This is a genomic window from Haloferula sp. BvORR071, from assembly GCF_000739615.1.
In the GTDB taxonomy this organism is placed as follows: Bacteria; Verrucomicrobiota; Verrucomicrobiia; order Verrucomicrobiales; family Akkermansiaceae; genus Haloferula.
The window spans coordinates 79,195-100,575 of record NZ_BATP01000019.1; the positions used below are offsets into that span (position 1 = coordinate 79,195).

Consider the following 21,381-nt stretch of genomic DNA (forward strand, 5'->3'; position numbering starts at 1 on the left):
GGAGAATCAGGTGCCCGGAATCTTTGAGATGGGATGGGATGAGGTGAACCAACCCAAGCTCTTCAGCCTGGTACCCTATCCATCAAATCCATCCCCGTCCCTCTTCCTAGCCCTCAAACGATACTTTTACAGTAGAACGCTCAAAGGTGGATCACTGCGACCCCTCCTTCTTGACCGCCTCAGTCGGAGGAACCGCCTGTAGGATCACGACCGCGCTACTACAGCCCCATGCATGCCTCACGCCCGGGGGCGTCGGCTTCGGCCAAGCGCACCAAGAGAGATTATCCTCCGCACGACGGGCTTGCCAAGCGGCCTCGGCATTCTTCTGCAACCATGGCTCGAAGGTCGCCTGCTGCTTGCGATCCTTCATGTAGCGGGCAATCCAACGGACCCCGATTCCATTGAACCCACCACCGTCGCCACCTTCCCCGGAAGCCGGCAGGTAGCCATCCCTGCACATGTTGTTCATGGTGTAGGTAGCAGCAAGTTGCGCATCCTCATTGTAACCGAGCAAGTTCGCCGCTCCGACAAAGGTCCCCTGGTTGTAGGTGAGCGCGAAAGCACCGATCTTCCCGCCAACATGAATGTTGTCGGAAACTTTCCCCGTCTTCGCGTCGAACAAGGTGGCGCGTTCCCACAAGAATAGCTCCTTTGCTTTGGCGGTGTAGGAGGCATCCTTTGTCGCCAGACCGAGCAGGAAGGCCGCGATCGCACCCGGACCGTTCACGCAGGCATTCTTCGACTTGTTGTCGGTCTTCCACCACAGGCCACCACCGAGGTCGGGAGAGATCGCCCTCTTGTAGCAAAGGTCGAAGTTCTTCTTCGCCACGGTGAGATATTCGGCGTTCTTCGTCACCAGGTTCGCCCTCGTGCAGGCAATGACCATCCACATGATGTCATCGTTGAAATCGTTGCGCTCCCAGGTTTCGCCATGCTTGGCGATGAAACCCCGGAACAACTCGTCGAACATCACGAGTTGCTTCTTATTCTGAGTCCGGGCGTAAACATCCAGCACCATCTCCAGCATCTCCGCCTGCATCCAGAAATCGGCCCTGCCGCCGTCACTCTTCTTGATGTGCCAGCCCTGCCCGTTCTCCAACTTGTAGAAGGCCTTGGTATGGGCGTCAAAGATAGCATCCGAATCCGCAGGGGTAAAGGCCTGCACCCGCCCGCCAGCCAATGCGAAGCAGGCCCCGGCGAACCAAAAGAAACGGATCTTGGACGTCGTGGCTGAGGTTTGGTTGGAGGTGGAAGCAAGCTTCATGATTCGGAAGTAAAATTGAGGATCCTTTACCCTGCGGCTACCGCAATCGGGAAGGCCTCCCTAATACTAGCGCCCGCAGAATTTAATTGCAGCTTCCGTCCGGGAACGAACGTGAAGCTTCAAATAAATACGCTTCAGGTGAAAGCGAACAGTATCAGTTGATACGTCCAGGCGTGTAGCGATCTCCTTGTTACTGAGCCCGAAGGCCACCAATTCCAGCACATACTTCTCGCGAACCGTTAGAGTCTCCAACTCGCCGGAGAACGATGACTGGTTCCTGAAATACTGGAATACCTTGCGGGCGACCTCTCTGCTCAAAGGGGCTCCTCCCCTGCCCACCTCGCGGATCGCGGTCAGCAATTCCTCGGGAGCAGAGCGCTTCAGCAGGTAGCCGGAAGCCCCTGCCCGCAGTGCCGCGAAAATCTGATCCGGGTCCTCATCTGCCGTCACCATGATCACCAGGACATGAGGCATCAGCATCTTCAGCTCGGCGACACACTCGATCCCGGACTTGGCCGGAAGCTGGATGTCCATGAGAACCACCGCGGGGGCACGGCGCGGCAAAACCTCCAGCGCGTCCTCCGCCGTTTGGCAGACCGCCACGCACTCAAATTCGCTCGAAAGCTCGATGATACTCCTGAGCACTTCACGTGTTGTCCTCCTACTTTCTACAATGGCAACCTTGATCATATCCGAGTCTGTTCCTATGCCATTTCAGGCTGCATGCTCCGGATCCCTGAAGGGAAAGGGTGGCGGCCCGGAACCCGACCGGACCGCCACTTTGTTCCTGAATACCCACCCAGGAATCGGAGAAACTCTCCAAATTTCGCTAGCTCACTCGGCGATGACGCGAATGAACGCGCTCGCGTTGCCGGTCACCGATGCCGGAACGGTCACGGTGATCGTCTCGATCGGATCGCCGTTGTTGGAGACGGCCGCGGTCGGGGTGAATGGCGCCCAGCTTCCAAAGTTGGTGGTGAACTCGTAGCTGTAGCCAAGCCCCGTCAGCGACTGCTTGCGGCGGGTGTAAGTGAATTGGCCCGTGGCCTTGTTCAGCGGAGACGTGATCGGATTGACCGAGCTACCGCTGTTCGGGGTGAGGCCAAAGGCATACTCCTGCTGGTTCGTCAGGCCGTCGTGATCGGGATCGCCAGTCGGTGAGGTGTCCGCTCCCGGAGCGAAGGTATAAGTAGCGATCCAAGTGCCGAAGTCCGAGCCACTGCCAACGACCAGCCTCAAGGTCTTGCCATCCGGCGAAATCTCCAAGGTTCCACCCGTGAAGCCGGTGCGATTCGGAAGACCGGTAATGGTTCCGGTGGTGGTGGTGACGAGGTTGTAGGTCCCTGGCGCGGGAACGACCGGCGCAGACAGATTCAGAACCGAGCCAGCGCCGTGGGTCAGAGAGCCGGTGATGGCCTGAAGAGCTTGGACATCCGGGGTGGCAGCGACCGCCAGCGAATGGATACCACCAGGGGAGATGGTGACATTTCCTGCAATGCTTCCAGTTCCCCCGAAGCTTGCCCCCGAGGCTACCGTCACCGCGCTGTTCGCCAGGCTACCATTGAGGACCAGTGTTCCCGCGTTGATCGTGGTGGTCCCGGTGAAGGTATTTGCGCCACCGAGCGTCCATGTGCCTCCATCCACCTTTTCGAGGCTCAGCACTCCAGCGCCACCGAAGTTGTTGTTGATGACACCGCTCACACTGCCGCTACCGGCACCACCCAGGAAGAGTCGGCGGTTCGTGCCCGCATTGATGATGCCGATAGTTCCCGACAGATTCAGGCTGCTCCCGCTGTCCACCCGCACCAAGGTGCCACCGCCGCCACTGGTGAGGCTGAGAGTGCCGCTGAAGATATTGTCGCCGGAGATATTCCGGATCGCCCCCGGGGAGGCTGGATTCAGATCCACGACGTTGTTCGACGCGACTCCGTTCCCCTGCCCTGTGGTGATCAAGGGCTCCGCCACCGTAATTCCTCCTTGGAATTGAAGCGATCCGCCGGTGCCCACGCTCGTGGTGCCAGCCGGTGTTCCCAAGGCAGTGTTGTTCGCAATGACCAACGCGCCCCCCGAGACAGTGGTGACATCGGTGTAGGTATTGGCACCGGTCAGAACTTGGGTGCCAGCCCCGCTCTTGAGAAATCCCAAACCCGCCGTTCCACCGTTCGCCAGGATACCGTCGAAGCTAAAGCTGCCTGTCGCAGGATTGGAATAAAGCCAGCGCGACCCAGCAGCTCCATTGGTAATGGTACCCGTTCCGATGACTCCAGCCGCGGTGAAATCTCCGGAGTCCGCCGCGGCGATTCCGGTGCGGTTGATTTGAAGCTCACCCGCGGCGACGTTCAGCACCCCGCCGATCGTACTGCTGGCAGTGTTGTTGCCACTGCTCGCAACTTCGAGTTTGCCCGGGCCTTGCTTGATCAAGCCAAAGCCGGGCGTCAGGAGTTCCCCAATGGCCAGCGTGCCAGTGCTAACCGTGACGGTCCTGCTCGTGCCTTCACCACCCGCAGTGGTGGTGCCTCGCCCCAGATCGAGATTGTTGGTGCCCGTGAAGAGAATATCGGTATTCCAAAGCTGCGGGATGTTGTTGCTCATCACCACTGCACCGCCGCTGGTGTTGTCGAGCACACCGCCGTTGATCGTCAGGAGACCGGTTCCCAGCGCCGAGGCACTGTTAACGTTGAGCGTCCCGGCGTTCAGAGTGGTGCCTCCGGAGTAGGTATTGGCGGTCGCCAGGTTCAGCGCTCCCGCACCGTCCTTGGTCAGCGGGGCGGCACCACTGATCGAGCCGCTGCCCGTGAAGGTGTAGGGGGTGCTGGTATTGTTGACCGTCATCCACACCGGACTCAGGACACCGCTGAGAGTCACTGTGCTCGCTGCGGAACGCTCACCGAAGGTCACGCTGTCACCGTCGAAGTAGCTCGGAGCACCACTCCATCCACCGGCACCGATTGCCCAAGTGCCATCGGTCGAATTCCAGGTCAAGTCACTGACCGTCACCGTGCCGACGACTTGGGAATTGGCCGGGTCGTTTTGCGGAGTAATCCGGTAGTTTGAACTCAGATTATTCAAGGACTGCACTCCCCCGGCCCCATATTTGAAGAGGACCGTCTGCTGCCCGGAATTGGGGATGCCACGGAAGATGAGCTTTGTAGCACCTGCGAAAGTGACTCCTTTGGCTTGGAACGGAGGATCCACGGTTTCTGCCGAAAAGATCGACCCTGCGTTCATCGTCAGGGTGCCGGTCGTCGACCCCATGCCGGTGATGATCGCCCCGCTGCTGACGGTGATGTCCGAAGTCAGCGAGCCTTTCAGGTCGAGCGTTCCGGCATTCACATTGGTGGCACCGGTGTAGGTATTCACCGCGAAGAGAGTGGTCGTGCCGGCACCCGCCTGGGTGAAGGATCCGCTGCCGGTGATGGGCAAATCGCTGAAGTCGGTGCCCTGAGCCACTGCGTCACTGCGGCTGATGGTCAGGTTCGCATTGTTGATGATGGCGCTGGCCACCGCGAGCTTCCCCGTGGTCCCGCCATTGCCGAGTTGCAGCACGCCACCGCTGATGGTCATTCCGCCCGTGAAGTTGTTCAAGGAACTGGCAAGGACGACCGAGCCGGCTCCCGTCTTGGTGATGGCATTGGTATTGGCTGTCAGTGCATTTGTGGTTCCGTTCTGCGTGATGGTACCGCTCGCAATCGGCGCGCTAATCAGTGCATTCCCTGCGACGTTAAAGTTACCGGAAGCGCCCAGAACCAAATTGATAGTGTTGGGGACTATCCCATCGGCCTTGAACCCGGAAATGGCGAGGTTTGCGCCCGGTGCCACGTAGAGCAGGTCCTCCGCGGTGCCGGATACCGTATTGCCTCCGGTGAGCGTGATAGGGGCCGCGGTGCCTTGGTTGCCGTTGAAAATAGTGATCGGCGTCGCGCTGCTAAGATCGTTGATCGAGCCGGTGGTGATTGCTGTCCCTACGCCGAATCTACCCGCCACGAAGTTATTCGCGTAAGCGCCTGCTGCAGTGAAGGCGATATCGCGGGTCGCGGCAGGCACCAGGTTCTCGTCGTAGGTCGTCGCCACCTGCAGGCCGGCGTCCAGAGCCAAGCCGCTCTTCACATTCAGGGAAGTATTGGCGTGCAATCCGGAGGAGCTGGCGAAGGAAACGATCACTACGACGGCGGGGGATAGCGGCGACAGACGAAGGAAGGGGTTGTTTCTACGGGCTTTCATAGTTGTCTCTTGGGTTATTGCTGGGTCAGAGCAGCGGAAGGCCATGGTAGAGGGCCGTGGGAGAGCTGCTGTCAGACAACTTCCCGCTTGAGTGGGAATTCTGACAGGGGGCCGCGTTTATTTTTCCCGGCGCTCTTTTTTTTGTCAGGATCGGCCGCAACGACTGAACAAGGGGTGAATATGGGCGAAGCCTTTGATCTCGAAAAACACCTCGATGCCATCCTCGGCGGGCAGTCCGATGCCTTCTTGGGCATCGTCCGCGAGTATGGCCCGTCGCTGCGCACGTTTCTCGGCACACAGCTCTTCCAGATGAATGATCTCGATGACCTCGCGCAGGAGGTCTTTATCGTCGCCTACGAGCGGCTTCCTACCTTTACCCGCAGCGAGAATTTCGGGGCCTGGCTACGGGGCATCGCCCGCAACAAACTCCGGCATCACTACGAGCGTACCGCGCGGCGCGCCGGAGCCTTGGAACTTTTCCAGCGGGACGCGGTCAGTCTCCTCGATGCCGATCTGGACGCTGCGGCAGATCTGACACAGGAGGTGCACCTCGAAGCGCTGCTAGGTTGCATCGGCAAATTGCCGGAACGCATGCGCCGGGTGGTGCGCGGCTGGCTGGACCAGGAGAAAGCGCTTGCCTTGGCCCGGGAGATGGCCCTTTCCGTGTCTAACATTTACCAGATCCAGCATCGGGCATCAGCACTGCTGCGGGACTGTATTGAAAAGAGGTTGTCCCATGGATCCTGATCTCCTCGATGCCGTGACTGCCTGGCAGGGTGGCGAATTGCCGCCCGGGCGTGGCGATGCCCTGCTTGCGAGGCTGGAGCAAGACGCGGAGTTTCGCGCCGCCTTCTCCCAGGAAATCTGGATGCTCTCCCTGATGCGCGTCGCCCAAGCTCCGGAGCCGCGCTGGCTGGAGTTGTGCGAGAAGCTGGGCATCAGCCACGAGTCTGCGCCGGACTCGCAACGGACGCTGGAGAACAGCGTAATGACCGCAGTCAGCAAGCAGCCTTTCCGGCTGGTGCAGAGCTGGTGGCGGCTCGCTGCCTTCGGAGCTGCCTCGGTCGCGGCGGTGCTCTGTTTCATGCTCCTCCGCAAGAATCCAGCCGGATCCAATCCGGAGCCTCCCCCGCTCGCGCAGGTGCTTCTAGTCGATGCTCCGCAGTGGACCTCAGCGCGCCAGCTTCAGCCGGGCGACCTATTGAAGAAAGAGCGCGTGCAACTGCAATCCGGCCGCGCCACACTGCTGCTCAATAAAGGCGTGCTGCTCACGATCGAGGGACCGGCTGATCTCGAGCTTATTGAGTTCAACCAAGTGGTCGTCCATCGCGGCAAGATCCGCACCAGTGTGCCGATGGGTGCAGAGGGCTTTTGCGTCGAAACCCCGCGCGGCACGGCCACCGATCTGGGGACGGAGATGGGTGTGAGCGTGGCTGACGACGGTTCCACGCAAGTTGGCGTCTTCAAAGGCTCGGTGCTCGCGGCCCTGAAGCAACCGGAGCAGGACGGCGTCCGCACCCAGGTTTTGAAGCCCAGTGAAGCGGTACGCATGCTGCCAAGCACTGGGGAATTCCGGCCCTCTGGCATGACTGACTTTCCCGCGGCTCCCGAGATCCCCTTGCCGCCGCTGCCTCTCACGGACGATTACTCCAAAGCCATCCTCGCCGCCCAACCGCGCCACTATTGGCGCCTGAATCGCAGCAGCCCCGAAGGACTGGTCCCGAATGAAATCACCGGCGGCATGGCGCTGCAATCAATGGGCCCTCTCCCACTGCGGCCCGATGAACGCGGCCACATCAGCGCGAGACTCGGCTACGAGGGCGGACCAAGCGGTTTCATGGCGGAACAGCCGTGGACCATGAAGCGCTCTGGCTCGGCAGTCGAAATGTGGTTCGCCACCACCGACTGCGGACACGCCACCTTGGCCTCGCTCGCGCCAGATGCCGGGAGCTCGCGGCAATTCAGCCTGCTGGAATTTGCCACACAGTATCCGGACTTCGTGGTTCCCGCGGGCCGCCAGGAAATGAGTTCGCTATCCTCCCCGGCTGGCTCGCTGGCTCCGGGCCGCATGCGCTACCTCATGCGCGCGAAGGCCACGAGCACCGAGGGAGTAAATCTGATCTCGCATCCCGGCACCCTGCCCTTTGTCTGGCACCATGTGGTCGCCCAGCGGCAAGAGCGTGAGATGGCCCTCTATGTTGATGGCGTGCGCCTCGCCTCTGGCGTTTGCGATGAAGTGGCTCCCGAGAGCACCGTCGCCCTGCTCTTCGGCTACTCCGTGGGCTACACGACCACCGAAGCGGAATCGAAGCCGTGGCGACAGCTTCACGGCCGCCTCGCGGAGATCGCGGTCTACGATCGCATGCTCACGCCGGAAGAAATCCGGCAGCATGCCACGCTCGGCGGCAAGAAGCCGTAAGCCAACCACGACATCAATCCGACACGCGGCGGATGTGACGAGATTCCGCGGCCGATCACTTGGCGTCCAAAATCGAAATCACCATGCCCGGATCCGATTTGTCGCCGTGATCCGCCTTTTCCAAGCCGATGCGATCAATCAGCTTCCCCGGCAGGGTGATGGTATTGTCCTTGATCACGACCTGAGCAGTGATGTCCTTCGCCTGATGGTCTAGGATGTCCTGGGCCAAGACCTTGCGGCCCTTCATCGGGGTGTCGAAGCTCAGGGTCAAAGTTTGATAGTGACCGAAGATCCCGATAGGGTCCGTCAATTTGCCGGCTTCCAGAGTGATATCGGCCAAGGGCGTCCCATATTTCCGATCCGTGGGACTCGCGCAAATGGTCCGCCCGAGAGTGGCAACGGTGAGCACGCCATTGGGATGGCGGGAGGCGATGACAAACGGTGCTTCACCGGACTCCACCTTCACGGTTGGAAGCGGCAAGCCACCGCGGGTGATCCGCGCAGGAGCGGAATTTCTGGACCATTTGCCAGGCGTCTTGGTCGACCAGCCTTCCCGCTCCTGGAAGCACCAGCTATCGTTTAGCTTCACGTCGTCAATGTTAGCCTGCCCATCCACCCTGAAAGGCGGCGCAACACGATGCCACAGCACCGCCCGCTCAACTTCATTCACACATCGCTTCAAATCGCGTGCGACCGGAGGGAAGGCATAGTCCTGCTGGCCATCGGGTAGATTGCCAACAAAGGGGTGCCGCATGATCCCGATGGCACAGCCCAAGGCGGCACCGATCACGGGCTCGTCCTCACAGTTGATCAAGCCTTTGGCACCCGGCTCTGCGACCTGCTTGATCCCATCGCAGACCCTGGACAAGGTCACCGGGATCGAGGTGATCGCCTCAATATCGTAAGTCCGGAATACATCGGAAAATGGAACACAGCTCCAGATCATGGCCTGCTCCACGTAAATATTGGGAGCATACTGGTGCCCCCACTCCGTGAGCTGTCGCCGCCATTTTTCACTCTTGGAGTTACTGCCCCAATCCACCTTCAAGTAACCCCATCCGGCCGCCTCCATCCACTTCAAGCGCTCCGCATAGAAGTCGTGGTCGCTCATGTCCTGGTAGGCCTTCGCCTTGTTGGCGGCAATCCAGCCGCCAACCGCGCGCCACCCCTTGGCCTGAACTGCGGCATTCAGTTTCCTGAACTTCTCCTGCTCGGTTCCGGACGAGGCATAAGTCGGGAACCTTGCCGGATTCAAGAGATCCGCGCCGTAGTCGTAGTTCTTGAAATCCACGTCCCACGAATCGTCCATGACGAAGTAGAGATCGCTGCGGATCCGGGGATAAAAGCCCGTCCAGTTCTGATACTTGCCGGAGCCGAACATGTTCTCCTCGGTCATCGCATCCCGGAGTTTTTTCGGGGCATAGCTCAAGACGTAACCTTGGACGTTCCAAGTGCAGAAGTAATCCGGCGCAGTTCCGGGGGCGGTGGGAATCAGATTCTCAGCCCTCAGTTCAAGCGTGAGAATTCCTCCAAAAGCGACCAAGGACGTAACGAACAAACAGCTCTTCCTGGCTTTCCCGATAAGATCGATGCATCGCTGTAGGAGCCCACGACTTCCCGGCGCAGCTCCGGATTCCCATCCACGGAGATCACGGCGACATAGGGCCGGTTCACGTCAGGCACCTTCAGCTCGAATTGGAGCTTCCCCTCCCCGCTCGCGGAAAGGTCGACCTGCTTCCGGGTGAACTCCGACCTCGCATTAAAGGTCCTCAGCTCGATCTCGTGCTTGCCGCTTCCCCGGATGCTTAGATCGAGATTCACTACGCCCTGAGCGGATTGAGTGGCTTTCACCTGCATGTCCAGATCCTTGCCAGACTCCTGGGGAATTGGAGACGCATAGACGGACACAGCGCCCAAAAAGCGGCTCACCGGCTCCATCCACATTTCCTTGAAGGTGGCGCTCACGGTGGCCGGCCAATACGGCTGATCGCCCGACCTGCAATCCATGCCCACCGGCAAGGAACCCACGATGTCCTTCAGGCAATAGGCAAACTGAGGGGCAAAATCATACCCCTCGCCATACATCAGGCTTTGGCCGAAGGGATTGGCACCAAGCACCCACTCCAGTTGCTTCCCCACTAGCTTCATGCCTTCCGCATCATTCCTCAGCCGGGCAGCCTCCGCCAGCGCCCAGGTGCTGGACAGTTGGATATTCGTATTCCCATGGAACAAGGAATCGGTCCAAATCGGGAAGGTCCGCAGCACGTGGTCATCGTTCAAGCGTGTCCCCTCATTGAATTGCTGGAGACTGGTGGCGCCGTGTTTTTTATCCTTGTCGGCAAGGACCTCCGCCCTGTTCCAGACTGAGTTGGGCAGCAGCTGGTAGGGTGCGGCAATCTGGCTCCCCCGCTTCATGAAGAACTCGCTATACAAGACGGCGGAGCTATACCACGCCATCCATTTCTCATGCTGCGGCAGCTCCTTGCAAAGCATGGCCAGCGCGATCATCGGGGCTTCATCGAAGGCGGTGTGCTTGTTGTGGATCACCCTCCGCCGCTCCGTATCCTGATAGAAGTAACCCGTGATTGGAATACCCTCCACGAAGCTCTGCTCCTGACACCGCAGCAAGAGATCGCCGAGAACCACCGCTTGCTTCCGATACTTCTCCTCCCCGCTCATCCTTGCCATCAGCAAGGAAGAGCTGACGCCCCATGCTGCCTCCTCGATCGAAGCCTGATCCCAAGTGCCGCGTGATGCCACCGCTGCCTGCCAATCGTCAATCGCCGCGGCACGTGCCTGAGCAGCGAGTTCAGGATCCGCCCCCTCCAATAACATGGCCGCCTTGCTCTCCACGGCGGCGGCCAGGAAGTTCTCCCATGCTACATTCTGGGCAGGAACGACCACATCATCAACCGTGCCAATCTCATTGTCGGTGAACATCCGCATCCGGCACCAATGAATGTGGTAGCCGTCACCAAACCGGGTCTTCAGAAGATACTTCAAACCCCACGCGACCTCCGAAAGCATCCGCGCCCTAACAGCCGAGGCCCCCTTGTTCTGCTGCATAGCCTCCAGGTTGCACAACATGGCGTAGATCGCCATCGAGCTCCGCCAGATCCCTTGCGAAAGATCCCCGGCATCGTGCCAGCCGCCGTTGATCACCTTCTTCTCATCGCCGCGGAATCCCTGCCAGTCCTTGTGGCATTCCTTGTGGATGCCCGGCACCTCGTAGCCGCAGCGCTCGCAGTAGTAGAAGTTCACCGCCTTGAAAACCGGTTGCAACCAGATGTTCCCATGGATCGGAAATGGATCCGATACCAGCGGACCGCAACGGATCCGATAGACACCCTCCGTGTGGAAGCCCGAGAAGTCGACCTGGTGAAACACGCCGTTCTTGTTTTCCAAAATCCCGACATCGCCTGCCAAGACCACCCTGCCCGCTTGATCCACCAATTCGAAGCGCTCACCACCACCGCCGCCAACCATCGCGATCTTCGGATCTTCGGGACGGTAGCCGGCATGACTGAAAGCGAATTTCCCCGCTGAGACCGCCCACCCTTCGTAGGCATCCGCCGGCACCCGCTGGAGCTCTAGCCGGTCAATGTCATAGGTCACGATCGGATCTTCGCCGGGATTGTTGCCGGTGAGTTCGCGGGTCAGGCTGAACATGGTCACCTTGTCCCGCTGCAGATGGGGCATCTCAAAGAGCACGTGGTTCCACATGCCCGGCTTGAGGTCGTTGGAGTAGTGGCTCCGCGCCGAACTCAAGGCACCACCATCGCCGCCCTCATTCTTGATCTCCAGGTTGAGGTTGTGGCGCGGCATCGATGTCGGATGCACGTAGACCCAGTAGGAGATCCGGTTATATGCCGACCAATCTTGGGGCTTGTCGAAACGCAGTTGCACCGACGAAGCGCCAGCCTGCCCTGAAATGGAGAAGGTCTGGGATCCCCATTCACTCTTGTTCCCAGGCAACGCCAGATACGCCGCATCGCGCACCGAAGTGCTGAACCGAAGCGACTGTTTCCCATCCCGCGCCCGATCCTCCGTGTAACCCATCTCACCGATGCCGTTGACCTTCCAGCCACCCGCCCCTTCCATGTCGTCGATCACCCGGGATTCAAGCACCGGCTTCTTCTCCCATCTCGCCATCAGGGAGTTCTCTTCCGCAGCCTCCAACGGATAGCTGCCATATTCCCCCGGATCCGCCTGTGCATGGGAGAGGGACCCCGAAACCAAGAGGCAAAACAGAATGAAATTTCTCACGCGCTCAGTGCTCGGATTCGCCCGGAATCTCAGGAATGCCGGGATCGTCTAGAATCTGCACGGCGGTGGCATCGCCGAGGGTCTTCCAATCCTGCAACACCCAGACGACCTTCTTGTCCGGAGTCACCTCGATGAGCTGCGGACCTTCACCAGCTTTGCCGCGCGAGGTGAAAATCGTATTCCCGTTCGCAAGGCGGGTGCAGCTCTGCGGCGCGGAAGTAAACTGGTATTCAGCCGGAAGATCCGTGAGGCAGTTGAACTCCCAGATCGTTTCACCCTTGGCATTGACCTCGCGGGTGAGACTGTCCTTTTCGTTCGTGATCAGGGTATTTCCATTCTTCAGCCGGATCGCTGCCCACGGCTTCGCGATCTCATACCTCCATACCTCCTTGAAGTCCTTGTCGTACTCCACCACCCGGTCGAGCCCGAGAAAGGAAAGCAGGTAGGTCCCTTGGGCGGTCACGCGGGCCCGCCGGAACTGCCCGTGAATCCCACGAGCCTCTTCGTAAGGAAGCTCGTGATCCACCTCCGTAGCACCGGTCTTGATGTTGATGACCTTCAACCGCGGCGGCAGCCCGTTCTCAACGAACATGACCTTGTCCAATCCGATCGGCTGACAGGCGTGGATCTCCGTGTGCTTAGAGTCCTTCGAAGTATTGCAGTCATAGCGCCACAGCACCTTCTTGTCCGGAGTGATCAGCGCCACATACTCCATCCGGGAGAATAGGATGTTGCCGTTGGACAGCATCCACACGTCGTCGAATTCAGGGCGCGGTCCGGTGGCGTAGGTCCAGACCACCTTGCCATCCTTCACGAGGAACATCTTGTTGTAGTTCTCCCCGACATACAGCATCGGGTGGCGCGCCAGCCCCTCGCCGGGAAGCCCGGCACGTACCAAGCCATTCTCTCCCCTGTCAGGAACCGCGATCTCGCTCGGGGCGAATGCAGGCACCTCCGGCGCAGTGAAAAGATGGAGGACATCCATGCACGGCGTTGCCGCCAGGCTCTTGGAAATGCCACCCAAGGCAGCTACCAAGCCGATGGTTGAAAGCATTGTCCGCAAGTGAAGAGCTTTACTGATCATGGTTCCCGTGGTTTTTGTTAGACAGAATCGGAGTAATGCCCTCAAGCCACCCGGCGCCGGCGGATCAAGAGAAACGAACTCAGGCCTCCCAGCAGCAAGGCGCTTGGCTCAGGGACGACAGTGAGGGTGCCATTGCCAGTGAACTGCGAGCCGACAACGCCGGGCAGGGCGTTGAGCTCCGCCACGGTATATTGGTGGGGAGCCAAGATGGTCGCACCGAATTGGAAGGAATTCACGGTGATCGCCTGATCGAGATTGAGCACATCCAGAGTGCCTGCGGTGCCCATCACGATCGAGGCGAGGAGAGTGTAGTTCTGGTCAAAATCCAGTGTCACAACCCCGGGCGCAGCACCACCGCCGCCAATCTGCAAAGTGCCCGTAAACCCCGAGAGATCGCCGCCGAAGCGGATCGTTGGGGTGCCGTCGGAAGAGCGCAGGAAGAACGTGCCACTACCCGTTAGCGCGGAGTTGATGGTCAAAGTGTTCGTCCCACCCAAGCCCACAATCCCGGTGGTGATGGTCGACAAATTACCGGTCAAGGCACTGGAGAAAACCGAACGCACCGTCCCGCCGTTGACGATGATGTTCCCGGAGGAAGTCGTGCCGTTTCCTCTCAACAGCAATTCCGTGCTCGAAACAATGGTCAGGGAATTCCCTCCGAACGGAGTGGTGGCCGTATTCCGGACCCGCGAGGTGACGGTAGAGCCCAGGCCGGTGGCAGTGGCCGCAAATGCACCGGTGGCGGCCGCATTGGTGACATAGTCGTTGGTCCCGATCGGTGCGGTTCCTCCCCAGGCCGCGGTGGCATTCCAATTGTCGCCAGTACTATTCTGGGAGTTTGTTTGCAGAATCGTTGCGGCCTGGTTGGGGACGAGGCTGATCAAAATAAAACCTGCAAGTGGCAGGAGGGAAGACAGGAGGGCTTTGCGTCTCATGAACAAAGGGCTTTGAATCCTATGGGCAAAAGCCTTCACCCACATTCATGCCCTATTCATCCGCGGTGGCAGATCCTGACAAAAAAGTTCACTGAAAGGGACCGAATGACAGATTGGGTGACTATCCAAGGGGTAGTATCCAAAGCGGCCGAAAGTATGATTTCATTGCCTTCGTTAAGAGGAACCTGACTCCTGATGCCGAAGAAGTTCCCAGAGGTAAAATTGACGAGGTCCCACGCGAGACCAGGCCGCACGGCCTTGGCAGTGGCCAGCGCGGTCGCGATCGCGGCTTGGCCTCACGCCGTCATCTCCAAGGAACCCATGTGGTCGCTGGTGCCGGTAGGCCATCCGGCTGTCCCGGAAGGTGATGCCGACGTAGCCAATCCGATCGATCGCTTTCTCGAAGTCGAGCGTGCCGCCAAGGGCCTCAAGGCGGTCGCTCCCGCGGATAAGCTCACCCTGCTGCGCCGCGTCCATCTGGATCTGACCGGGCTGCCGCCATCGCCTGCGGATCAGGAGGCTTTCCTCGCGGACACTTCCCCGGATGCCTACCAACGGGTGGTGGACCGGCTTTTGGCCAGCGACCAGCACGGGGTGCGGTACGCGCGACACTGGCTGGATGTCCTGCGCTATGCGGATAGCGACGAGAAGCTGGGGCCGGGGTCCGGCATCTACCTGTGGCGGGACTGGGTCATCAACGCGCTCCGCGACGATCTCCCCTACGATCAGTTCGTGCAGCTTCAATTGACGGGACGCCGCGTCAGCGAAAGGACCCAGATGTCCGACACAGGCTTCCGCTCGCGCAAGGAACCGCGGCCGGGCGATATCTTCGCGTTGGGATTCCTGGCGCGGGGTGCCGGTGGAGATCCTCAGGACCTCGCGATCAATGCGGTGGATACGGTCTCAACTGCCTTCCTGGGGCTGACCGTCGGTTGCGCGAAGTGCCACGATCACAAGTTCGATCCCGTCTCGCAGGTCGATTACTATTCGATGAAGGCCTTGTTTGATCCGCTGGTGGTCAAGAAGGTGAACCTCGCTAGTGCGCAGGATCTGGTTGCTGCCGGAAAGGCGATGGCGGAGACGCAGAAGAAGCGCGCCCCATTCGAGAAGGAACTCGCCGCTTTCCTGGATCCCTACAAAACAAAACTCCGCGAGGAACGGATCCAGATGCTCCCGCCCGAAGTGCAGGCGGTCATCCGGAAGTCAGAGAAAGAGCGGACCGTGCAGGAGCAAAAGATCGCCGATGACTACTTCCCGATCCTGCGCATCGACAATGACAAGATCGAAGCGGCGATGACTGCCGAAGTGATCGGCGCCTATCGCGATTTGAAGAAGCGGGTTGAGGAGGCAGGGCGGGGTAGCAGCACTCCGGAGCTTGCAGCTTTCAACACGGTGGATGTGGACCGTAGCCGCGAGCAGTTGAAAAGCTACGTCCTCACTAGCGGCGATCCGACCCGGCCCGAACTTCAGAATGAGGTCAAGCCGGGCTGGCCATTCGCGGGCAGTGAATATGACTTTCGCGATGGCCGGATCGAGGCATTCGCGGATTGGCTGACGGATCCCTCCAACCCGTTCTTCGCCCGCGTGGCGGTCAACCGCCTCTGGCAATGGCATTTCGGCTTGGGGCTGCAGAGGACTCCGAGCGACTTCGGTTTGCAATCCGAGGGGCCTTCGCATCCCGCATTGTTAGATTGGCTCGCTTCGGAATTCGTGAGGCAGGGCTACAGCATGAAGCAGATGAACCGGCTGATGGTGACCTCCCAGGCCTATCGGATGAGTTCGGAAGTGCCGCCGGAATCCATGGCGAGCCAGCACATCGATCCGGATGATACCTGGCTCTGGCACTTCAGGCTGCAGCGTCTGGAAGCAGAGCCGATCTGGGATTCCATCCACGCGGCGGCAGGCAGCCTTGATCTGCAAGTCGGTGGCCGCTCCTTCGACCCGGGCGCTGGCGCACAGGGACGCCGCGGCGGCGACGATACCGCCAAAGCAGGTGCTTCCACCAAACGGCGTGCCGCCTACATGATCCGCGGCTATTCGCCGAGCCGCGACGTGACGCCCGCTTTCCTCCAGTCCTTCGATGTGGACGACGGTCGCGTCCCCTGCCCGGTCCGAACCCAGACGGTCACCGCGCCGCAATCGCTCTTCCTCATGAACAGCCCGGAGATTGAAGCCGCGACCACGGAGCTTGCCGAGCGCTTGAAGAGCGAGTCTGGCGGCGATATGAATCAGGCAATCGATCTGGCTTACCGCTTGACCATTGCCCGGCCTCCGAGCCCCGCGGAAAGCGCTCGCGCCGCCGCCTACCTGGAGAACAACCCCGAGCGCCTCAAGCAGCTCTCCTGGCTCATCTTCAACCTCGATGAGTTCACCTATGTCCGGTAATTCAGAACTCTTCCCCTGCGGCCGCATTTCGCGCCGGAACTTCCTCTTCCAGGCGGGAGGCGGCTTTCTCGGCACCGCACTGGGAGGACTGTGGGCACAGGAGGGCGAAATCAAGGACGCCATTCTGGGCCCTCATTTTGAGCCGAAGGCAAAGTCAGTCATCTTCCTGTTCATGTGCGGGGGTGTCAGCCACATCGATACCTTTGACCCCAAAGGCAATGATCATGCCGGCAAGCTCATCGATGCCGTCGGCTTCGGCGACAACCAGGCCTCCATGAGGCGGCCCGTCATCCCATGCCTGCGGAGCTTCACCCGTTATGGCAAGTCCGGCATCCCGGTTTCCGATTGGTTTCCGCACGTCGGCGGGGTCATCGATGACATCGCGGTCGTGCGTTCGATGTGGTGCCACGAGAGCAACCACTTCCCCGCGGTGATCGAAACCTGCACCGGCCACCGTGGTCGCGCCTTCGATCACCCCACCTTTGGCAGTTGGATTTCCTACGCCCTGGGCTCCGTGAACCGGAACCTACCGACCTTCGTCAATATCGGCCGTCCGTCTTCACCAGTCCAGCTGACCGGCGGCTACCTCGGCGCATCGGTCGCGGCGACGCCCTTCCAAGCCGGTGAGATCCCGATCCCGAACCTGCATCCGCCCAAGGGCAGCTCCAGTGCCGAACGCGAACGGCAGGCACAGGTGCTCCATGAGATGAACCAGGAATTCCGCCAACGCTATGCGGTCAATTCTGACATCCAGGCCCGCGCCAAGGCTTACAAACTCGCCGCCAGCATGCAGCTGTCCGCCCCGGAGGCCGTGGATTTTTCGCGCGAGCCCGACCACGTCAAAGAGCTGTATGGCATCGATCGGCCGGAGACCGCCGAATTCGGCAAACAGCTTTTGCTAGCCCGCCGCCTTGCGGAGCGCGGTGTCCGTTTCATCCAGATTTGCAACTCCGGTGGTGGCAATGGCGGTTGGGATGCCCACGGCGACATGAAGACCCACGAGCCGCTCTGCCGGGCCACGGACAAGCCGATCGCCGGCCTCATCCGCGACCTCAAACTGCGTGGCATGCTCGATGAAACGATGGTCGTCTGGACCAGCGAATTCGGCCGCACGCCTTGGTCGCAGAACACCACGGGCCGTGATCACAACCCGAAAGGCTACAGTTGCTGGCTCGCCGGTGGAGGGATCAAGGGCGGCATCGTCCACGGCGCAACCGACGAGGTTGGCTACAAGGCCGTGGAAAGCCCCCACTATTACAGCGACCTTCACGCCACCATTCTCCGGCAGCTCGGCATCGATCATACCAAGATGGAAATCCCTTCCCTCGGAACCGTCTCGCGTCTGGTCGAAAACGGCGGACCGATCAAGGAGATCATCAGCTAGCCTCCGGGCACCCCATGAAGCGCCTACCCAAGCTGGTCCCGTAGCGCCATCGGAATGTCCTTGGGCGTGGACGGGATTGATCAGGACGAACCATGCCGGGGTTCCGAACTCTGGTCGGAAATCGAGATAAAGCCGCACCGCCGCTTTGTCCTGTTAGACACCCTCCTATTACTCGAAGAGGGAGTGAAAGTGGCTCGGGACGGAATCGAACCGCCGACACGCGGATTTTCAATCCGCTGCTCTACCGACTGAGCTACCGAGCCTTTGACTTTTTGGGTCCCGCCGAAGCGGGGCGGGATTTAGGCGGGGGGTCCGGGTTTTGACAACCGAAAAGTGAACCGATTTTGCCAACAATCCGGGAATCCCCTTCCTGCCCCTCGAAGCAGCCCAAAAAGCCACCTGTCCCACCCCCTCGGGCCGAAACGAAATGGAGCGCCGCGGGGCCACCGCGGCGCTCCTTGTTGGCGTGTCACTCCCTCAGTCGAACTCCACCAAACACCTAGTAAATTTCCTGATAAAACCAAACTGCACCGCCGGATGCATTCCCCTTCCCGGATCGCCTGCGGCTTGCAGGGACCGCAGGCACGCCGGGCTTGGGCTCATCGGCAAGGACACTTCAACCCCACCGCATGAAGCAATGATCGCGGAATGATGAAAACAATGTGAATTGAATCAATATCTCCGTCACATCTCCCCACCGGGCATCTCCGGAAAACTCCGCCATTTGAGCGTCTCGGCGCTCCCTCCCACCATTCGTCGGATTCGCCGGATTCGTGGCGCCTCCCACCTGCCTTTCCTGAACACTAACAAACTCTACCTTCCATCTCGGCCCCCATACTCGCCATCTGTGGTTCAATCTTCTCCCCACACTTCATTCGGCATTCGGGAACGCGGCATCTGCCTTCAAATATAAAACATTGGCGCCTCCGACTTGTCCGCGAGCTGCTGCAAGTTCACCCGCTCCAGGTGCGCCTTCAGCTCTAGGGCGACTTTTTCCCACGCCGCCCGCACCGAAATCCCGCTGTCGCCCTCCGTCCGGGTCGAAAATGACAGAAGGGTCGGCTCCACCGCCTCCACGATCTCCCGCAGGTTGATACTGTCCGGCTTGCGCGCCAGTAGGTACCCGCCGCTTTTCCCGCGCCGGCTTTCCACCAGTCCCGCGCGGCGTAAATCATTGAGAATCTGGACTAAGAAGTTCGCGGACACGGCTTCACGTTGCGCGAGCTCGTCGAGCCGTGTAATCGTTCGCCCGTCGAACCGCTTCGCCAATTGGGCCATCGCCCGGCAAGCGTAGTCGAGCTTTTGGGAAATTCGCATGGAGGCAAACCAGCATAGCGTCGAGGTCGGAGGAAGCGCGAAGAAAGTCCGCCTCTGTCAGTCGACCGCCAATGACTCCGCCGGAGTCTGGCGTTGGATCGTCGATGAGGCCCACGCCGTGGCCAAACGGGAGCCCGGATTGCGGCCTCTTCTGGAGGACGTCGTCCTACGCCAGCCTTGCCTGGGAGCCTCTCTGGCCGTGCGTCTGGCGCGCAAATTGGCCCGCGAGGACATGACCCGCGAGGAGCTCGCCCCCCTGCTGGCGGGCATTTTGCGCGGTGACGAGCATCTGGTCGCTTCCGCCGCCCGCGACCTGCGCGCCATCGTTGAGCGCGACCCGGCCTGCGACTCGCCACTCCATCCCCTGCTCTTCTTCAAGGGCTTCATGGCGATCTCCACCTACCGCGTGTCCCACCATCTCTGGACCCACGGGCGGCAGGAGCTTGCCCTCTACTTCCAGAGCCTCGCCAGCGAGGTCTTCGCCGTGGACATCCACCCCGCCGCCCGCATCGGCTGCGGCATCCTCCTCGACCACGCCACCAGCTTCGTCGTCGGCGAAACCGCGATCATCGAGGACAACGTCTCGATCCTCCACGAGGTCACCCTCGGCGGCACTGGCAAGGAAACCGGCGACCGCCACCCGATCGTGCGCTCCGGCGTGCTGTTAGGCGCGGGTGCCAAGATCCTCGGCCGCGTCGAAATCGGTGAAGGCGCCAAGGTCGGCGCCGGCAGCGTCGTCCTCACCGACGTCCGCCCGCACACCACCGTCGCCGGCGTCCCCGCCGTCATCGTCGGCGTCAGCCGCGAAGACGCCCCCGCCCTCGAAATGGACCAGCGCCTCGGCTGCCGCGGCCATGCCGAGGAGGCCGTGCTGCACTACAGCATCTAGCAGGAGCGAAGCTCCCCTTCTCTGTCCCAACGGGACATCGGAACAAAGCCCGGGGTTGCCGACACAGGAGGCCACCTAGGTTTCCCGAGGAGAATCACCAACGCCATCGGCGTTGCGGAAGCGGGCGTGTCGCAGCAGGAGAATCAGCTCCTCCATCGGAACTTCCCGGCCAATACTAAACCAAATGGTTTGACATTTTCCACCGCGCGGAAAAGCTAAACCAAATGGTTAAAGAACGAGACCGCGCACCCACCTTGGACAAGGTCTTCCACGCGCTGGCCCATCCGGCGCGGCGCGAGATGCTGCGCCACCTGGCCGGCGGTGAGCGCAACCTCAGCGAGCTGGCCAAGCCACTGCGCATGTCCTTCCCCGCCGCCTCCAAGCACGTGCGCGTGCTGGAGCGCGCCAAGGTGGTGCGCCGCCGCGTGGTCGGCCGCGAGCATCTCTGCCGCATCGAGGGCAAGCCGCTGGAGAAAGCCAGCGGCTGGCTCGAAGGCTACCGCCAATTCTGGGAGGAGAGCTTCGAGAAGCTCGACTCCCTGCTGGCCGAGATGAAGACGGCCGCCGAACCATCACCCGAGAAAAAGCCGAACCCAAAATCGAAACGCCAAGCCTAACAACAACCGCCATGAACATGAAAAACACCGGAACCCTCAAGGTCGAAACCGCCGGCGACTGCGACGTCGTCATGACCCGCGTCTTCGATGCCCCGCGCGAGCTGGTCTACGACGCCTTCTCCAAGCCAGAGCTCCTCAAGCGCTGGTTCGGCCCGCACGGCTGGCACTTGGAAACCTGCGAAGTCGATCACCGCGTCGGCGGCGGCTTCCGCTTCATCCTCGTTGGCCCGGAAGGCCACCGCATGGGCATGCGCGGCACCTACGTCGAACTCGCCCCTCCCGAGCGCTCAGTCCACCGCGAATCCTTCGATGACTACCCCGGTGAGTCCACCGTCTCCGCGGTCTTCACGGAAGTGGACGGCAAGACCACATTGGTAGCCACGGTCACCTACCCCTCCCGCGAGGTCCGGGACATTGTCATCGCCTCCGGCATGGAGCACGGAGCCGCCGAGAGCTACGACAAGCTCGCCGAGATCCTGGCCGGCTCCCCCGCCTGAGCGGGCGGGAGAGGGACACGATCCCGCATTTTTCAAGCTCCGGCCCCGCAATCCCCGGGATCGGAGCTTCTTTTTTCACAAATTGGCCGATTTTCGCCCCTCT

General features: G+C 60.6%; 15 protein-coding genes and 1 tRNA gene. 7 read left to right on the forward strand and 9 right to left on the reverse strand.

Going from position 1 to position 21,381, the window contains the following annotated elements:
• Nucleotides 1–151 precede the first annotated feature (151 nt).
• From BV071_RS32700 to BV071_RS08615, 3 genes are all read right to left on the reverse strand, one after another.
• On the reverse strand, nt 152–1,264 hold the full coding sequence (locus BV071_RS32700; protein ID WP_052573070.1) for a glycoside hydrolase family 76 protein: 1,113 nt from the start codon (nt 1,262–1,264) through the stop codon (nt 152–154).
• Nucleotides 1,265–1,330: 66 nt separating this feature from the next.
• Nucleotides 1,331–1,954, reverse strand: a complete 624-nt coding sequence (locus BV071_RS08610; RefSeq protein WP_035605026.1) for a response regulator transcription factor — start codon at nt 1,952–1,954, stop codon at nt 1,331–1,333.
• Nucleotides 1,955–2,098: 144 nt separating this feature from the next.
• On the reverse strand, nt 2,099–5,485 hold the full coding sequence (locus tag BV071_RS08615) for an autotransporter-associated beta strand repeat-containing protein (protein ID WP_265594225.1): 3,387 nt from the start codon (nt 5,483–5,485) through the stop codon (nt 2,099–2,101).
• A gap of 180 nt (nt 5,486–5,665) precedes the next feature.
• On the opposite strand from BV071_RS08615, the gene BV071_RS08620 reads away from it, so the two are divergent.
• The gene (locus BV071_RS08620) at nt 5,666–6,232 is read left to right on the forward strand and encodes a sigma-70 family RNA polymerase sigma factor (protein ID WP_035605032.1); all 567 of its coding nucleotides are present in this window, start codon (nt 5,666–5,668) and stop codon (nt 6,230–6,232) included.
• A complete protein-coding gene (locus BV071_RS08625; RefSeq protein WP_035605035.1) occupies nt 6,222–7,904 on the forward strand; it encodes a LamG-like jellyroll fold domain-containing protein in 1,683 nt (560 codons plus the stop codon). Before BV071_RS08620 ends, BV071_RS08625 begins: the two co-directional genes overlap by 11 nt.
• A gap of 55 nt (nt 7,905–7,959) precedes the next feature.
• On the opposite strand, the gene BV071_RS08630 is transcribed toward BV071_RS08625, so the two are convergent.
• From BV071_RS08630 to BV071_RS08645, 4 genes are all read right to left on the reverse strand, one after another.
• Complete coding sequence (locus tag BV071_RS08630; RefSeq protein ID WP_265594226.1) at nt 7,960–9,300, reverse strand: hypothetical protein; 1,341 nt, start codon at nt 9,298–9,300, stop codon at nt 7,960–7,962.
• 110 nt (nt 9,301–9,410) lie between these two features.
• Nucleotides 9,411–12,143 carry a glycoside hydrolase family 9 protein gene (locus BV071_RS08635; RefSeq protein ID WP_265594227.1) on the reverse strand — a complete coding sequence of 911 codons (2,733 nt, stop codon included), beginning with the start codon at nt 12,141–12,143 and terminating at the stop codon, nt 9,411–9,413.
• A 31-nt stretch (nt 12,144–12,174) separates the two neighbouring features.
• Nucleotides 12,175–13,224 carry a PQQ-binding-like beta-propeller repeat protein gene (locus tag BV071_RS08640; RefSeq protein WP_035605041.1) on the reverse strand — a complete coding sequence of 350 codons (1,050 nt, stop codon included), beginning with the start codon at nt 13,222–13,224 and terminating at the stop codon, nt 12,175–12,177.
• 71 nt (nt 13,225–13,295) lie between these two features.
• Nucleotides 13,296–14,189, reverse strand: coding sequence for a hypothetical protein (locus BV071_RS08645; protein ID WP_265594228.1), 894 nt, complete (start codon nt 14,187–14,189; stop codon nt 13,296–13,298).
• Between the two features lie 195 nt (nt 14,190–14,384).
• Here BV071_RS08645 and BV071_RS08650 point away from each other — a divergent pair, with 195 nt between their 5' ends.
• Both BV071_RS08650 and BV071_RS08655 read left to right on the forward strand, forming a co-directional pair.
• The gene (locus BV071_RS08650) at nt 14,385–16,574 is read left to right on the forward strand and encodes a DUF1549 and DUF1553 domain-containing protein (RefSeq protein WP_265594229.1); all 2,190 of its coding nucleotides are present in this window, start codon (nt 14,385–14,387) and stop codon (nt 16,572–16,574) included.
• Nucleotides 16,564–17,958, forward strand: coding sequence for a DUF1501 domain-containing protein (locus BV071_RS08655; RefSeq protein ID WP_035605047.1), 1,395 nt, complete (start codon nt 16,564–16,566; stop codon nt 17,956–17,958). Before BV071_RS08650 ends, BV071_RS08655 begins: the two co-directional genes overlap by 11 nt.
• Nucleotides 17,959–18,148: 190 nt before the next feature.
• On the opposite strand, the gene BV071_RS08660 is transcribed toward BV071_RS08655, so the two are convergent.
• Together BV071_RS08660 and BV071_RS08665 are read right to left on the reverse strand one after the other, a co-directional pair.
• Nucleotides 18,149–18,221 (reverse strand) — tRNA-Phe (locus BV071_RS08660).
• Nucleotides 18,222–18,861: 640 nt separating this feature from the next.
• Nucleotides 18,862–19,275, reverse strand: a complete 414-nt coding sequence (locus tag BV071_RS08665; RefSeq protein WP_035605051.1) for an Rrf2 family transcriptional regulator — start codon at nt 19,273–19,275, stop codon at nt 18,862–18,864.
• Here BV071_RS08665 and cysE point away from each other — a divergent pair.
• The 3 genes from cysE to BV071_RS08680 all read left to right on the forward strand — a co-directional run bounded on the left by cysE (nt 19,274) and on the right by BV071_RS08680 (nt 21,278).
• On the forward strand, nt 19,274–20,164 hold the full coding sequence (gene cysE / locus BV071_RS08670; protein WP_081885875.1) for a serine O-acetyltransferase: 891 nt from the start codon (nt 19,274–19,276) through the stop codon (nt 20,162–20,164). The two genes, BV071_RS08665 and cysE, sit on opposite strands and share 2 nt — an antisense overlap.
• Nucleotides 20,165–20,388: 224 nt before the next feature.
• A complete protein-coding gene (locus BV071_RS08675; RefSeq protein ID WP_035605054.1) occupies nt 20,389–20,781 on the forward strand; it encodes a metalloregulator ArsR/SmtB family transcription factor in 393 nt (130 codons plus the stop codon).
• Between the two features lie 17 nt (nt 20,782–20,798).
• Nucleotides 20,799–21,278 carry an SRPBCC family protein gene (locus tag BV071_RS08680; protein WP_035605339.1) on the forward strand — a complete coding sequence of 160 codons (480 nt, stop codon included), beginning with the start codon at nt 20,799–20,801 and terminating at the stop codon, nt 21,276–21,278.
• Nucleotides 21,279–21,381 lie beyond the last annotated feature (103 nt).

Excerpts from the sequence above, each read along its gene's own strand:
- BV071_RS32700 (WP_052573070.1), bottom strand. The coding sequence starts at position 1,264 with ATGAAGCTTGCTTCCACCTCCAACCAAACCTCAGCCACGACGTCCAAG.
- BV071_RS08610 (WP_035605026.1), bottom strand. The coding sequence starts at position 1,954 with ATGATCAAGGTTGCCATTGTAGAAAGTAGGAGGACAACACGTGAAGTG.
- BV071_RS08615 (WP_265594225.1), bottom strand. The coding sequence starts at position 5,485 with ATGAAAGCCCGTAGAAACAACCCCTTCCTTCGTCTGTCGCCGCTATCC.
- BV071_RS08620 (WP_035605032.1), top strand. The coding sequence starts at position 5,666 with ATGGGCGAAGCCTTTGATCTCGAAAAACACCTCGATGCCATCCTCGGC.
- BV071_RS08625 (WP_035605035.1), top strand. The coding sequence starts at position 6,222 with ATGGATCCTGATCTCCTCGATGCCGTGACTGCCTGGCAGGGTGGCGAA.
- BV071_RS08630 (WP_265594226.1), bottom strand. The coding sequence starts at position 9,300 with ATGACCGAGGAGAACATGTTCGGCTCCGGCAAGTATCAGAACTGGACG.
- BV071_RS08640 (WP_035605041.1), bottom strand. The coding sequence starts at position 13,224 with ATGCTTTCAACCATCGGCTTGGTAGCTGCCTTGGGTGGCATTTCCAAG.
- BV071_RS08645 (WP_265594228.1), bottom strand. The coding sequence starts at position 14,189 with ATGAGACGCAAAGCCCTCCTGTCTTCCCTCCTGCCACTTGCAGGTTTT.
- BV071_RS08650 (WP_265594229.1), top strand. The coding sequence starts at position 14,385 with ATGCCGAAGAAGTTCCCAGAGGTAAAATTGACGAGGTCCCACGCGAGA.
- BV071_RS08655 (WP_035605047.1), top strand. The coding sequence starts at position 16,564 with ATGTCCGGTAATTCAGAACTCTTCCCCTGCGGCCGCATTTCGCGCCGG.
- cysE (WP_081885875.1), top strand. The coding sequence starts at position 19,274 with ATGGAGGCAAACCAGCATAGCGTCGAGGTCGGAGGAAGCGCGAAGAAA.
- BV071_RS08665 (WP_035605051.1), bottom strand. The coding sequence starts at position 19,275 with ATGCGAATTTCCCAAAAGCTCGACTACGCTTGCCGGGCGATGGCCCAA.
- BV071_RS08675 (WP_035605054.1), top strand. The coding sequence starts at position 20,389 with ATGGTTAAAGAACGAGACCGCGCACCCACCTTGGACAAGGTCTTCCAC.
- BV071_RS08680 (WP_035605339.1), top strand. The coding sequence starts at position 20,799 with ATGAAAAACACCGGAACCCTCAAGGTCGAAACCGCCGGCGACTGCGAC.